This window comes from Marivirga sp. (genome assembly GCF_024636815.1).
In the GTDB taxonomy this organism is placed as follows: domain Bacteria; phylum Bacteroidota; class Bacteroidia; order Cytophagales; family Cyclobacteriaceae; genus Marivirga.
The window spans coordinates 1-15,218 of the sequence record NZ_JAGXGF010000102.1 but is presented as its reverse complement, the minus strand read 5'-3'; the positions used below and the strand labels follow the sequence as shown (position 1 = coordinate 15,218).

Genomic DNA, 15,218 nt, shown 5'->3' with positions numbered 1-15,218 from the left:
AATTGGAGGTATAAAAACTTTTCAAGATGAGGTTGATAATTTCGTTACTAACGATAGAAATCCTCGCTTTAATCCATTTTTCATACCAAAGATGATCTCTGACATTTGTGCAGGTCTAATTTCCATTAAATATGGATTTAGGGGACCTAACTTTGTTACAGTTTCAGCTTGTGCTTCAGCAACAAATGCATTAATCGATGCTTATAATTATATTCGCTTAGGTAAAGCAGATGTATTTATTTCTGGTGGTTCCGAAGCTTCCGTTACGGAGTCTGGAATTGGCGGATTTAATGCTATGAAAGCCTTGTCTGAAAGAAATGATGATTATAGCACTGCATCTCGTCCATTCGATAAAGATAGAGATGGCTTTGTTTTAGGTGAAGGTGGAGCAGCATTGATTCTAGAAGAATATGAACATGCGGTTGCCAGAGGTGCAAAAATCTATGCTGAAGTTATCGGAGGTGGAATGTCTGCCGATGCTCACCACATGACAGCACCGCATCCTGAAGGATTGGGAGCTACTAATGTGATGAAATATGCAATAGAGGATGCTGAAATTGATCCTACTGAAGTTGATTATATCAATGTTCACGGAACTTCAACCCCACTTGGTGATTTAAGTGAATCCAGAGCTATCAAAAAAGTTTTTGGAGAGCATGCTTACAATCTTAATATAAGCTCAACTAAATCAATGACTGGTCATTTACTTGGTGCGGCTGGTGCAATCGAGGCTTTAGCTTGTATTTTCGCTCTTGAAAAACAAATGGTTCCTCCAACGATCAACCATTTTACGGATGATGAGGAGTTCGATTCTAAATTGAATTTCACATTTAATAAAGCACAGCAAAGAGAAGTGAAAACTGTATTGAGCAATACCTTTGGATTTGGTGGACACAATACTTCGATCATTTTAAGAAAGTTAGATTAATTTCCGACTTTGATTAGGCGATTTTTCACTTCCTTCAAAAAATTATCTCAAAAAGACAAAAGGCTTGTAGCTGCAATTAAATCTATTGTAGGCTACAAGCCTTTTCGTTTAGAACTATTTCGATTAGTAACACAACATTCCAGTGTAGCCAAAACGCTTCCAAATGGATTTAGGGCTTCCAACGAAAGGCTCGAATATTTAGGAGATGCAATTCTGGGCGCTGTTGTGGCAGATTATCTTTTTAAAAAATATCCTTTCAAAGATGAAGGCTTTCTCACCGAAATTCGTTCGAGAATAGTAAATCGTGAATCTCTAAGTCTTTTGGCAAAAAAAATCGGGATCAGTCAAATGCTGGAATCTGATTTTTCCAGAAGTCGCTATCATTTTAAATCCATTTATGGCGATATGATGGAAGCTTTTATTGGTGCTGTGTATATTGACAGAGGCTATATTTTTTGCCAAAAATTCATTATTAATAAACTAATTCTTCCTCATTTTGATTTAGATGAGATTATTGAAAACAATACTAATTATAAAAGTATTCTTATTGAATGGTCTCAAAAAGAAAATAAATCAATAAGATTCGACATTGAGGATTATAAACATGACGGAATGAAAAAGGAATTTAAAGCGGCTATAATTGTTAATGGAGAGAAAATTGCAAATGGAGCTGGCTTAAATAAAAAGAAAGCAGAACAAAATGCTGCCTTTAAAGCTTGTCAAAAATTGAAACTTATTTAGAACAAAGCTTTACATTTTATTTTAATGTTGTTTGGCTTAGATAATTCTCTTTTTATATCAAGAAAAACTAATAATTAGGCTTTAAAGCTTAATGAAGCGATATTAAGTTAAATTTTCTAAAAATTGTATTATGAAAATTGCAGGTGCCACACTTAATCAAATCCCAATGGACTGGGGTGGAAATGCTCACAATATTTTGGAGGCATTAAATGATGCGCAAAAACATGATGTTAAATTATTGTGTTTTCCAGAACTGAGCATTTGTGGATATGGTTGTGAAGATGTTTTTTTAAGTGATTGGATGTGGGAAAAGGCATTAAAAACGTTAAAAGATAAGATAATTCCTTTTGCACCTAAACTTGCTTTTACGGTAGGCTTGCCTATAAAATTTGAAGGAAAAATGTACAATTGCGTTGCCTTTTGTGCTGATGGTGAAATTCAATATATAATTCCCAAACAAAATTTAGCCAAAGATGGTGTTCATTATGAGCCGCGTTGGTTTACTGAATGGGAAATTGGAAAAAAATCAATAATCAATTTAAATGGAAATGATATCTCAATTGGTGATTATGTTATTGATTTTGAAGATTATACTATAGGATTTGAAATATGTGAGGATGCCTGGAGGGAAGATCGACCAGCAAATAGATTATGTGAAAGAGGTGTAAATTTAATCTTAAATCCATCCGCTAGTCATTTTGCTATTGATAAATCTTTAAGCAGACAGGAATTAGTAGTAAACAGCTCTGAAAAATATAATTGTACCTACATCTATGCGAACCTGCTTGGAAATGAGGCAGGAAGAATGATATATGATGGGGAATTAATGATTGCTAAAAATGGTGAGCTGAAATACAGAAATGAATTGCTGTCATTCAAAAATTATCAATTGGGTATTTGGGACACCCATAAAGATCATGCTAAAATTGCTACTCCATTTGAATCCAATCCTAATCAAGAATTCAGGAAAGCTGTTAGTTTAGCTTTATTTGACTACCTAAGAAAGAGCTACAGTAATGGATTTATCCTTTCCCTAAGCGGTGGAGCTGATTCTTCCACTTCCGCAGTTTTGGTTGCTGAAATGATCAGGTTGGGAATTGAAGAGTTAGGGTTGGAATTATTTCTTACAAAAATCCATAAACCTGAGTGGTATGATCTGCTGAAAAATGAGCAAGAGGTACACAAAGTAATTGCAAATCGACTTTTGACCACGGCCTATCAAAGTACAGTAAATTCAGGTTATTCAACTTATGAATCGGCAAAAAAACTTGCTAATGAAATTGGAGCAATTTTTTATCATTGGAATATTGATGATGAAGTAAATGGTTACACTCAAAAAATATCAGATAATATTGGTAGAAAATTAAACTGGGCGCAAGATGATATAGCTCTTCAAAATATACAGGCAAGAGCGCGTTCTCCTATTATTTGGATATTAGCAAATATTCAAAATTCATTGCTTTTAACCACTTCAAATAGGAGTGAAGGTAGTGTAGGGTATACGACTATGGATGGCGATACTAGTGGCAGTATTGCACCAATTGCCGCAATAGACAAGCCTTTTATTATTCAATGGCTAAATTGGGCAGAAAATAACTTAGGATATAAAAGCTTAAGTTATGTCAATAGCTTGCAGCCCACTGCAGAATTGAGGCCTGAGGATCAGGGGCAATCTGATGAGACGGATTTAATGCCTTATCCTCTATTACAAAAAATTGAAGAATTAGCCATAAGAGAAAGATTAGCTCCAATCGATATTTATAAAGAACTGACAATATCTTGGGAAGGAAATAAAAATATTTTAAAACCTTCCATTCAGAAATTTTTCAAACTTTGGTCTAGAAATCAATGGAAAAGGGAGAGAATAGCCGTTTCCTTCCATTTAGATGATTATAATGTAGATCCAAAAACCTGGTGTAGGTTCCCAATCTTGTCATCGTCCTTCAAAGAAGAACTTGAAGAATTGGAAAAAGCAGAATAAACCATTGAGATTTCTGTTTTTACCCTAATTTTGTGCTAAACTAAAATTGAATATGCTTAGCTATATAGTGTGGTCGCCCAAACCGTATATTGTGGATTTGGGATTTACTGAATTAAGGTGGTATGGTTTACTTTTTGCCTTAGGTTTTATTATTTCTCAACAACTGATGTTCTATATCTTTAAAAAAGAAGGTAAAAAAGAAAATCAGGTTGAGGTTTTAACACTTTACATGGTAATTGCCACTATCATTGGTGCTAGATTAGGACATGTTTTATTCTACGAGCCAGCTCGATATTTGAGTAACCCTCTTGATATTTTTAAAGTTTGGGAAGGTGGTCTGGCCAGTCATGGTGGAGCTGCAGGGATATTAATTGCACTTTATCTATTTTCCCGAAAATACAAAGATATTAGCTATCTATGGATTTTAGATAGGATAGTGATAGTAGTAGCAATTACGGCTGTTTTGATTAGAACTGGTAATTTCATCAATTCAGAAATCATAGGGGAGCCAACGGATAAAGCTTATGGAGTTGTCTTTGGACGGGAGGTTGAATTACGTTTGAATTATTTAGCTAGTGCAATAGAAGATGTTGAGGTGGAAAGAGTAAAATCTTCTAGGTTAATTGAAGGAACGCCAGAGAGTAACTATGAATATCCTGTTAAATTGATTGTCTCATACAATGAAAAAAACAAACTAGAGGACGTTAAGAAATTCACTGAAACCAAGTTGTTGAACAACTTACAAGGAGCGAATATTAGTCAGCATGTTAAGTTTTTAAAAGATGCTGAATTTGAATATAATCAAAAAGGAGAATTTATTTCTGCCACAACATACGGGAATGGAGTTCCTAGGCATGCAACCCAATTGTATGAAGCTTTTTCACATTTACTCATTTTCGTTTTATTATTTTATTTATGGAATAAAAACAGAAGTGGATTGGCAGATGGGAGACTTTTTGGTATATTCCTGATTGGTGGTTTTGGGTCAAGGTTTTTATTTGAATTTATAAAAGAAAACCAAGTTGCCTTTGAAGATGGACTAGCTTTAAATATGGGGCAGTGGCTTAGTATTCCTTTGGTATTGACTGGAATTTATTTCATATTTCAATCTATACAATCTGAGAAAAGGATTTAGGGAACAGGATCGTAGCCCGAACCGCCCCATGGATGACATTTTGAAATCCGTTTAGCTGATAATTTCGTTCCTTTGAGTAAACCATGTTTTAAAATTGCCTGTTTTGTATATTCTGAGCAAGTAGGAGTAAAACGGCAAGAAGATGGAAATAAGGGCGAAATGCCATACTGATAAAATAAAACTGGCCCAATGGCTATTTTTCGTATGATTTTTGTAATGGTATGTTTTTTATTGTTCTCCAATTGCTCTTTTTATAAACTTAATATTTTTACAAATTAAAATTAAAGCCCTAAATATTGACTCAATTTATATTATCAGCAGAAAAATGATTTTTAAAATTAGCATATTTTCTGTTTTTGCATTTACAATATTTTTCCATAACGCAAAAAGTCAAGTTTCTGTTGAGACTGATTTAGGGAAGCTTGAAGTTATAAACAAAACTAAAGATAGCCTTCAAAATCAAATCCTTTTTATTGAAAGTATCGAAATCCGGGGTAATAAGAAAACCAAAAAAAGAATAATTACTCGTGAAATAGATTTGCAATCCAATGTTAGCTATCCTTTCAAGGAGTTAAAAGATTTGATTAAACTTGATGAGAACAAAATCTTTAATACGGGCTTGTTCAATAGTGTAAGAGCTGAACTTGAATTTATTGAGGGTAGTAAAAATCATATAAAAATCATCTTCTTTGTTGAGGAAAGATGGTATATATGGCCTAGTGTAATTTTTAAACTTGCTGATAGAAATTTTAGTGATTGGCTTTTTAATCAGAATGCAGCTACAGATCGATTTGAATATGGTTTTAAATTTGACCAATTTAATGTGAGGGGCCTAAATGAACGCTTATCAGCAATGGCTCAGTTTGGATTTAAGAGACGTTTTTCCTTTGGTTACAACATTCCTTATCTTAATAAAAACCAGACATTCGGAATGGGATTGGTTTTTTCATTTAGTGAACTAGATCAAATTGACTATACTAACGTTGGGAATAAACGATTATTTATTGATGCCGATAGCATTTTTGGGGATGATAATGAAAGACAGATAATTTCAAACTCATTGACGAGTAATTTATTTTTTAACTATAGAGAGTCCTACTACAATACGCACACAATGCGCTTAACTTATTCACGGACTACTATTCTTAAAGAAATATTACAGTTTAATGAAGATTATTTAGGTCCAAATGGAGATTTAGAACAAGATTTTTTAAGTCTTACTTATATTTTTAGAAGAGATTTTAGAGATAGGAATAATTATCCTTTAAAAGGATTTTTGATCGATGGAAGGCTATCTAAAATTGGTTTAGGTATATTTAGAGATATTGATCAAGGGTCAATCCAAACATTATTAGCTTGCTATAAACCTTTAAAATATAACTTTAATATTGCTTCATCATTTACTGGCTATACAAGTTATCCTCGTTTTCAACCTTACAATAATATGCGAGGATTAGGCTTTGCTAATAATCTATTAAAAGGCTACGAGCTCTATGTTATTCAAGGACAGCATTATGCTATGAATAAAACAGAGTTAAAGAAAAGATTATTTTCTATTGAGGCCAATTTAGGAAGAATGATGCCTCTAAAACAGTTTAGGAAAGTTCCTATTGCAGCTTATTTTAAAGTGTTTTTTGATCATGGCTATGTCCAGAATAATTTACCTGAAAGTAGTAATACTACTGTAAGTCCTTTACTCTCCAATAGATATATTTATAGTTATGGCGCTGGATTGGATATTGTCACTTATTATGATGCTGTATTGCGATTAGAGTATTCTATTAATGCATTAAACGAGCCAGGATTCTTCATTAATGTGAAATCAGGTATTTAATCAATTTCTGATTTATCTACCTTTTTCTTTTTTCCAAATAGGTTGAAATAATACCAATTACCTATTTTTTCTCCCTCGCTATAATATCCTTCATAGGTTTTTCTTCCTTTGTCATCAAAATATTGCCAAAGGCTCTCTTCTTTTCCATTTTTATAATCTCCAGTTTGTACAATTTGTCCTGATTCATTAAAAAACTGCCATGGTCCGTCAGGAACACCTTTTTCATAATTTCCAATTTGTCTGAGTCTACCATTTTCATAGAAAAAATCCCAATGACCATGATAATTGCTGTTTAAATATTCGCCTTGCTTTTCGATTTGACCATTTTCATAATAGTAGATGGATTTGCCTTGAAGTTCATCTTTGTTCCAGGTTTCTTCTGATGAGACTTGACCATTAGGGTAATAATTGATGACTTTCCCCTCCAGCATTCCTTCAACATAATTTTCAGTAGCATTTACTTTCCCACTTGGGTAGAAAAAATTCCATTCCCCATGTTTCCTGTCATTATGTAGCTCACCATAAGCTTTTAATTCACCCGATTCATAAAATATAGAATCAGTTTGAGCATAGATTTCATAATGAAAGCCTACCATTATAATTGCGCATATCCAATATTTTTTATAATTTTTCACTTTCATTTATTTATGGCTCTTAGCTAATTTAATCACTTTGAGCTTATAATTAAATTAAGTGCATGAAAAATTTCAACCTCATACTCCCCATTCTATTGTTTATTGCATCCCAAATTCATGCACAATCAATTTATGCACCAGTTTCCAGTCGAGTCATTGGTATGGGTGATGCCTCCGTCACCATGGAAGGTTATTGGGCTTCATTTCAAAATACAGCAGGGATTACAACCACCGAAAGCTTAGAGGTTGGCGCTACTTACGAAAATCGTTTTGGAATGCCAGGGATGGATTTTATGGCTACCGGTGTGACCGGAAAATTACCCTTTGGGCATGCTTCTTTAAACGTTTTTCGCTTTGGTGATGATATCTATAATGAGCATAAGGTTTCATTGGGCTATGCTACAGAACTTGGCATAATAAAGCTAGGCGGGAGAGTCAATTATCTTCAGTATCAAGTAAAGGATTTCGGAAGTCAAAGTACTTATTCTGTTGATTTTGGAGGAATAGCCAAAATAACACCTCAGTTGGTAGTAGGAGCTCAAGCATTGAATATTAGCCAATCAAGTTTACTTTTAGAAGGAGATCGAAGAATACCTACTTTGTTGAAACTGGGGGCTTCTTATCGCCCAAGGGAATATTTCATGTTGAATGCTGAGATAGAAAAAGATATTGTGAAACCAGCCATGGTAAAGCTAGGAGCAGAATACAATTTTCTCGAAAAGTTTTATCTACGAACAGGGTTTAACAGCGGCTCCTTTCAATCATTTTATGGCCTTGGCTTTAAATACTTAAGCTTTCAATGGGATTATGCGCTCAGTAATCATGCGGAAATGGGTTTCTCCCATAGTATTTCCATGCATTATAAATTAAGGAGGAAATGAGTAAATGGACTTTCATATTTCCAATTTTATTTTTTTTGGTTTCTATACCTTTCTTTTCTTTTGCTCAAGAGCAAGAGTTTTATCTGGAAGATTTTATTGAAAGTAATTTCTCTGTTCAGGATGAAAACACTAATTATGAAGATATTTATGAGGCTTTATTTCAACTCTATCAATCTCCAATTAATTTAAATAATGCCACTCGACAAGATTTACAATCGCTACTGTTGCTTTCCAATATTCAAATCAATGAATTTTTAAATCATAGAGCTAAAAATGATAACTTACTGAGTATTTATGAATTACAGGCTATTCCTGAGTTTGATCTCAAAATCATATATCAAATCCTTCCATTTGTGACGGTTAGAGAGACAGGTCTACAAGCAGATAATAGGCCATTACTGCAAAGAATCTTAAATGAAGAAAATAATTATTTGATGATAAGATCAGATAGAACTCTGGAACAGAAACGAGGATATATTTCTACGGATGAAAGAGAAAGACAATATTTGGGTGATCCTTACAGAGTTTATACTCGATTTAGAGTAAAGCATACTGATGATTTTAGTATTGGATTTACAACTGAGAAAGATGCTGGAGAGCAATTTAAGTGGAATCCAACTCGAGATCAGTATGGTATGGATTATTGGTCTTTTCATGCTCAATTAGAGAATCAGGGAAGGTTAAAGAATATTGTGTTGGGAGATTATCAATTGCAGTTTGGGCAATCTTTATTGTTTGGAGCTGGTTTCGCATTAGGGAAGGGGAGTCAAACCGTGGCGACAGCGAGGAGAAGTAATTTGGGTGTTTTGCCCTATACTTCTGTTTTAGAGACCAATTTCTTAAGAGGAGTAGCCACCACAATTGAACTGAATGATTATTTAGATCTCACCACTTTCTATAGCTACAACCCCATCAATGGAAATGTAGAGTTGGATTCCGCTCGCAGTGCAGAGGAATTTTTCACTTCGATCAGGTTGGCAGGTTTTCACAGAACAGAATCAGAGTTAGCTGGTAAAAATGCGATAGAAGCCCAGAATTTTGGCGGTAATTTATTATTCAATACCAAAAAAGAAAACTTGAATATTGGCTTGAATTATATTCATACGATTTATGATAGACCATTTTCCCGTCAGCCTAATAAATATAATCAGTTTGAATTTAATGGTACACAAAATCAGAATTACGGGCTTTTTGCCAATTATTATTGGAGAAATTTCCATTTATTTGGTGAAAGCGCCATCAGTAGTTCTGGGGGTATTGGAGCAATTGGTGGGTTTATAGCTTCTATTACTCCTAGCTTGCAGACTAGCTTTATTGTTCGCAATTACGATAGGGATTTTCATACTTTTTATGGAACGGCCTTTGGTGAAAGTACCAGAAATATTAATGAGAATGGAGTTTATTGGGGGGTGAAATTTCAACCCTTTAAAAAGCTTACTTTTTCGGGTTATTATGATCGGTTTAATTTCCCTTGGTTACGATTTAGAGCAGATGGCCCCTCAAAAGGAAATGAATTTTTAGGAAGGATATCTTATAGATTTAGCAGAGAGATAAAATTGTATGCCCAGGCAAGAGTCGAAAATAAAGAGCGAAATGTTGATTTAGAAGATAATCCAAATCTTTACGGATTGGCTAATGCAGAAAAGAGAAATTACATCATTAATTTAGATGTTCGTCCTAAAGGCATAGTATCTCTTAAAACTAGAGCTCAATTCAGTGAATTCTTACTACAAGGAGATTATTCCAATGGTATGACTTTGATTCAAGATATAAGCTTTGATTTTGGCAGATTCAGATTGAGTACTCGCTACTCCATATTTGATACGGATAATTTCGAAAATCGGCAGTATGTTTATGAAAAGGATGTTTTATATGCTTTTTCTATTCCTGCTTATCAATATACAGGAAGCCGCTCTTATGCTTTATTGCAATATAAGTTTTCGAAAAAACTACAAATCTGGGCCAGATATGCGCAGTTTCGATATGTAGATCGGTTTACGGTCGGAACAGGCAATGAAGAGATTGAGGGGAATACAAGGTCAGAGGTGAAAGTGCAGATGATGGTGAGGTTTTAAGGATTGGATCAAATTAGTCATAAAATTGATTTTTTAGCAATGATTATTATTCAAACCTCTTCTTAGACCATTAATAATACCAAATCTGACCTGTTTATGACCCCATTGGGGTCTACTTATGGTAACTGAAAACTGTGGGCAAATCCTAAGCTCCGTAGGAGCGACCTTATCGCCTTCTGTTCTTATCTCTTTGGTCAAGAAATATTTTCGTCCTTTCACAGCGAATATGCATTGGATGTTAATTTGTGAGTAGGTATTGGTCATGGTTGATATATTTTTGGTTCAAAAACTAATCATTACATTTTAACTTTTAAAACTTTTGGCTTATTTATCTCATATAAGGTCGTTCCTCTGGAACTTGGGTAAAACATCTAAGCGATTATGAAAAATCATTAAATAGAGAATATAATTATTGTGGTAACCATATTGAAATTAAGTTTGAATTCTTAGTATTGGACTAGTCGCCCATAAAAGAAAATTCCCATTGAATTTTCACAAAACTTTTTTCCTGAATATATTGTACTTTAATAGAAATGCGGACCCCATACTTGAAAGTTTTAATTGAATGAATAAATCATTTTTAAAATCCTTTTTACTTGTAATCTTTTTTATTTCAGTTTTATCAGCGTGTAAATACACAACTCCTCCTGAAATGCTGATGGGTAATTGGTATGTAGCTTCTGTAAAAGCTAATGGTCATGAAATGATTCATAATTATCTAGATCACAATACTCGCTATCTGGTTTTTAAGGAGGAGGGTACATATCAAGTAGGGTTATTGGATTCTGTTAGCGAAAAAGCATGGATGATGCATCCTGATAAAAATGAACTGATTATGATGCATGGAAGTCCTTTTGATGATATTAAAACATGGAATGTAAAAGCTTCGGATGAACTGATTTATTTAACGGATAAGCATAATCATTTCAATATCACATTAAATAGAAAAAAGGAATTGCCTAAAATAGAAATTGCAGAAGAAAACGCTTTGATAGGGAAATGGATCATCGATAAAGTGACCGTTAATGGTTACGATAATTCAGATAAGTACGCTTTTCCTAATAGGTGGATATTATTAGCTGATAACGGAAGGTTTTATAATGGAAGTGACAAAGGAGATCAGAATGTGGGCTTTTGGAAGACTAATAGTTCACTTACTCAAGTAGAATTTTTCGATCAGAAAGAGCAAGAAGAATCATTTATCACATTTAACATTGCTAAAAATTCAATTTGGTATGAAAAACAAAGTGATGATTATAACAAGCCACAGGTAAGAGTCTATTTTAAAAAATCGGAATAATATTTTTACTCAATGCCAATCTAGTTAAATGGAAATTTCAAATTATCCATGATATCCTCCGACTATATATTTTCAATGAAATAATTCCAATTTATTCTCGATATTCGTTAAACACAAAATTATCTTTTTATGAAACGAATATTAGCCAGTCTTTTTATTTTAGTTGCTCCGTACCTTCTATTGGCGCAAGTCCAACCTACCGATGCAAAATCAATATTGGAAGGAATTGAAAACAGAAAAAAATTAGCGGAATCATCAGATTTGAAAAATTATCCTGCAAGAAATGTGGGACCTGTAATCCAAGGTGCTCGCATCGTGGATATTGCAGTCAATCAATATAACATTAAAGAATTTTACATAGCCTACGCTTCAGGGGGGCTTTTCCAAACTCAAAACAATGGAATAAGTTTCGAGCCTATTTTCGATAATGTAGGAGCACTTACTTTAGGAGATATAGCACTTGCTCCGAGTGATGAAAATATCCTCTATGTAGGTACAGGAGAAAATAACTCTAGCAGAAGTAGTTACGCAGGTTCTGGGATTTATAAATCTACCGATAAAGGACAAAACTGGGAGCATATCGGTTTGCCAGGTAGTCAGCATATAGGTAGGATTGTAGTGCACCCTGAAGATCCTAATACAGTTTGGGTAGCTTCTATGGGTGGTTTATATTCCGATAATGAAGAAAGAGGAATCTATAAAAGCACGGATGGTGGTGAAACTTGGGAAAAGACATTGTATGTAGATGATAAAACCGGTTCTATAGATTTAATCATTCACCCGGAAAACCCTGATTTATTATGGGCTAGCATGTGGGAGCGTAAAAGATACGCCTGGGATTTTGTAGGAAATGGTGAAGGTTCAGGGGTTTATAGCTCAACAGATGGTGGAGAAAATTGGAGCCTATCAATGAATGGAATGGAAGATGACGAATTCACAGGAAGAATTGGGTTAGATATTTCTCAATCTAATCCTGATAATTTATATGCATTGGTAGATTATCAAAAAGAAACCAAAAAAGATAAAGAGGAAGAGGAAGGCCTAACTCAGGCTGATTTCTTAGAAATGTCAGTTAAAGATTTTCTTAAAATAAATAATGAAGATTTAGATCAATATTTGAAGGATAATAATTTCCCTGAAAGATATAATGCGATCAATGTTAAGAAAGATATTGAATCAGGGAGCTATAAACCTCAAGCGCTAAGTGATTATTTGGGAGATGCTAATCAAGCATTGTTCGATACTGATGTGAAAGGTTCAGTAATCTATAAATCAACTGATAGGGGTGCCACATGGCAAAAAACACATGATTACGACCTGTCTGGGGTTTATTATACTTATGGTTATTATTTTGGAGAAATTCGGGTAGCTACACAAAATCCCGAAATCATTTATGTTTTGGGAGTCCCTATTGTGGTTTCCAGAGATGGAGGCAAAACTTTCAACAGAACAGATTCAATTGGTGATGTGCATGTGGATCATCATGCCATGTGGATTAATCCTGAAGATGAAGAGCATATTATGTTAGGGAATGATGGTGGTCTTTACATTACTTATGATGGTGGAGCTACATGGGATCATAAAAACAGTTTGTCTGTTGGACAATTCTATACTGTTAATGTTGATATGGAAGAACCTTATAATATTTATGGAGGATTACAGGATAACGGTACCATGGTGGGAAGTTCTCGCACAGTGCCCAACGTAAGAGGAAGATGGGAAAGCATTTTTGGAGGTGATGGCATGTTTGTAAGTGCTGATCCTAGAAATTCAGATATCGTTTATGTTGGTTTCCAGTTTGGAAATTATTACCGAATTGATAGAGAAAGCGGTAAAAGACAATATATAACACCTAAGCACAATATAGGAGAGGATCGATTAAGATTCAATTGGAGAACGCCTGTAGTCATGAGTCAGCATAACCCTGATATCATTTATATTGGTGCTCAGAAAGTTTACAGAAGCTTAAATCAAGGCGATAGCTGGACTGCATTGACTGATGATTTAACCAATGGTGCTAAAGAAGGGAATGTTCCTTTTGCGACTATTACTGAAATTGCTGAATCACCATTGAATTTCGGGACTGTTTACGTAGGAACTGATGATGGAAATGTATGGCTGATGAAAGAAGGGCAGAGCATTCAAAAAATCAACAATAATCTGCCAGCAGATTTATGGGTGAGCAGTATTCATCCATCAGAACATGAAGAAGGAACAGTTTATCTTTCCATGACTGGCTACAGAAATGATAATTTTGATAACTATGTCTATAAAAGCACTGATTTCGGTAAAAACTGGACATCTATAAGTGGTGATTTACCGCAAGAGTCTGTTAATGTTATTTACGAAGACCCTAAAGTTAGTGACTTGCTTTACATTGGAACGGACCATGGATTATATACCAGCTTCAATGATGGAGAGAATTGGCAACATATGGGCTCTATACCTAATGTAGCTACTTACGATTTGATAGTGCATCCAAGGGATTTAGATTTAATTGTGGGCACACACGGAAGAAGTATTTATGTGATGGATGTAGAGCCACTTCATAAAATTGCTCAAAATGATAAATCTAGCTTAACGGTATTTGGTTTAAATGATATCCGATTTAGCAAAAACTGGGGAGAAAAATCGCATCCTTATTCAAAAAGATATTTACCAAAACTGGAAATAGCGCTCTTTTATGATGCCAATAAGAATGGAAAAGTAAAGATTGAAGTGATAAATGAAGAAGGTGAAAGCTTAACTTCTTGGCAAGAGGATTTATCCAAAGGCTACCAAAGCTTCAGTTGGAATTGCAAAATCAAAGATGATTTCATTGCTAAAGGAAAATATGAATTGAAATTCACCCTAGGTAAAGAGTCACATACTGAATCTTTTGAGGTGAAATAATTATAAATTTTTAGGGTACTGAAATAAATGGAGTGAGGCATTTTTAGAAGAAGCTTCACTCCATTTTTTTATATCTAATTTCAAACTTACAATCCCTGTTGTTGGAATATTTTCAGGAAAACCAGAAAGCAAATAATCAGCTAAATCATTTAGCCCAGGATTATGACTTAGCAATATCAAGCAGTTTACATTACTAGCAGTTTGTTTTATTTGATTTAGTAATTTGGAATAGCTAGCATGGTAAAGTTGATCATTAATTTTTAAATGAGAATTCAATACAGCTTGAAAAGCTAGTGCAGTATTTTTAGCTCTTTCTGCACCACTACTTAAGATTAAATCAACTTTTATTTCTTGTGAGGAAAGCCATTTCGCCATTTTTGGCGCATCTCTTTTTCCTCTATCATTTAAAGGCCGATTATAGTCATTAAGGTGCGGAAAATCCCAACTTGATTTAGCGTGACGAATAATTAATAATTCCTTCATATAAAATTAATTTCCAACAATAGTAACAGAATTAATCAAAAAACGTATATTGCTTGAAATTTATATTAATTAATAACAATTTATTTTATGAGTACTGGAACAGTAAAGTTCTTCAATGAAGACAAAGGATTTGGATTTATTGTAGAAGACGAAACAGAGAACGAAATATTCGTTCACGTAAGTGGTTTAGAAGACGATATCGAGAAAAACGATAAAGTTTCTTTCGAAACTACAGATGGTAAGAAAGGCTTAAATGCCATTGGTGTCAGAAGAGTATAATTCTATTTATAGATTCTGAATGTAAAGCTGATTGGTCGCCAATCGGCTTTTTTT

14 protein-coding genes are annotated in these 15,218 nt (G+C 34.0%); 10 read left to right on the top strand and 4 right to left on the bottom strand.

The genetic code is table 11. The annotated features are described in order from the left end of the window. From Q0L29_RS07855 to lgt, 4 genes are all read left to right on the top strand, one after another. A partial coding sequence (locus Q0L29_RS07855; RefSeq protein WP_296620578.1) for a beta-ketoacyl-ACP synthase II occupies positions 1–928 on the top strand: 928 nt, incomplete at its 5' end. Positions 929–937: 9 nt separating this feature from the next. Beyond that, entirely contained in the window at positions 938–1,669 is a 732-nt protein-coding gene (gene rnc / locus Q0L29_RS07850; RefSeq protein WP_296620575.1) for a ribonuclease III, read from the top strand. 130 nt (positions 1,670–1,799) lie between these two features. Next, the gene (gene nadE, locus Q0L29_RS07845; RefSeq protein WP_296620573.1) at positions 1,800–3,650 is read left to right on the top strand and encodes an NAD(+) synthase; all 1,851 of its coding nucleotides are present in this window, start codon (positions 1,800–1,802) and stop codon (positions 3,648–3,650) included. 52 nt (positions 3,651–3,702) lie between these two features. Then, positions 3,703–4,785, top strand: coding sequence for a prolipoprotein diacylglyceryl transferase (lgt, locus tag Q0L29_RS07840; RefSeq protein WP_296620571.1), 1,083 nt, complete (start codon positions 3,703–3,705; stop codon positions 4,783–4,785). Here the strand turns inward: lgt and yidD are convergent. Then, a complete protein-coding gene (gene yidD, locus Q0L29_RS07835; protein ID WP_296620580.1) occupies positions 4,782–5,003 on the bottom strand; it encodes a membrane protein insertion efficiency factor YidD in 222 nt (73 codons plus the stop codon). The genes lgt and yidD overlap by 4 nt on opposite strands. A 107-nt stretch (positions 5,004–5,110) precedes the next feature. On the opposite strand from yidD, the gene Q0L29_RS07830 reads away from it, so the two are divergent. Further along, positions 5,111–6,619, top strand: coding sequence for a BamA/TamA family outer membrane protein (locus Q0L29_RS07830; protein ID WP_296620569.1), 1,509 nt, complete (start codon positions 5,111–5,113; stop codon positions 6,617–6,619). Here Q0L29_RS07830 and Q0L29_RS07825 read toward each other — a convergent pair. Continuing rightward, complete coding sequence (locus Q0L29_RS07825; RefSeq protein WP_296620567.1) at positions 6,616–7,254, bottom strand: toxin-antitoxin system YwqK family antitoxin; 639 nt, start codon at positions 7,252–7,254, stop codon at positions 6,616–6,618. The two genes, Q0L29_RS07830 and Q0L29_RS07825, sit on opposite strands and share 4 nt — an antisense overlap. A 62-nt stretch (positions 7,255–7,316) precedes the next feature. Here Q0L29_RS07825 and Q0L29_RS07820 point away from each other — a divergent pair, with 62 nt between their 5' ends. Together Q0L29_RS07820 and Q0L29_RS07815 are read left to right on the top strand one after the other, a co-directional pair. After that, entirely contained in the window at positions 7,317–8,135 is an 819-nt protein-coding gene (locus tag Q0L29_RS07820) for a hypothetical protein (protein WP_296620565.1), read from the top strand. Further along, positions 8,132–10,210, top strand: coding sequence for a helix-hairpin-helix domain-containing protein (locus tag Q0L29_RS07815; protein WP_296620563.1), 2,079 nt, complete (start codon positions 8,132–8,134; stop codon positions 10,208–10,210). The genes Q0L29_RS07820 and Q0L29_RS07815 overlap by 4 nt, the downstream gene beginning before the upstream one ends. A gap of 33 nt (positions 10,211–10,243) precedes the next feature. Here the strand turns inward: Q0L29_RS07815 and Q0L29_RS07810 are convergent, their stop codons facing one another. Further along, positions 10,244–10,474 carry a hypothetical protein gene (locus Q0L29_RS07810; RefSeq protein ID WP_296620561.1) on the bottom strand — a complete coding sequence of 77 codons (231 nt, stop codon included), beginning with the start codon at positions 10,472–10,474 and terminating at the stop codon, positions 10,244–10,246. 301 nt (positions 10,475–10,775) lie between these two features. On the opposite strand from Q0L29_RS07810, the gene Q0L29_RS07805 reads away from it, so the two are divergent. Further along, entirely contained in the window at positions 10,776–11,510 is a 735-nt protein-coding gene (locus tag Q0L29_RS07805) for a hypothetical protein (RefSeq protein ID WP_296620559.1), read from the top strand. A 129-nt stretch (positions 11,511–11,639) separates the two neighbouring features. Further along, positions 11,640–14,402 (top strand): exo-alpha-sialidase, encoded by a 2,763-nt coding sequence (locus tag Q0L29_RS07800; RefSeq protein ID WP_296620557.1) that lies wholly within the window; start codon positions 11,640–11,642, stop codon positions 14,400–14,402. Here Q0L29_RS07800 and Q0L29_RS07795 read toward each other — a convergent pair whose 3' ends face one another. After that, positions 14,403–14,885, bottom strand: coding sequence for a histidine phosphatase family protein (locus Q0L29_RS07795; protein WP_296620555.1), 483 nt, complete (start codon positions 14,883–14,885; stop codon positions 14,403–14,405). It lies immediately after the preceding gene. A gap of 87 nt (positions 14,886–14,972) precedes the next feature. On the opposite strand from Q0L29_RS07795, the gene Q0L29_RS07790 reads away from it, so the two are divergent. After that, complete coding sequence (locus Q0L29_RS07790; protein ID WP_296620553.1) at positions 14,973–15,164, top strand: cold-shock protein; 192 nt, start codon at positions 14,973–14,975, stop codon at positions 15,162–15,164. Positions 15,165–15,218 lie beyond the last annotated feature (54 nt).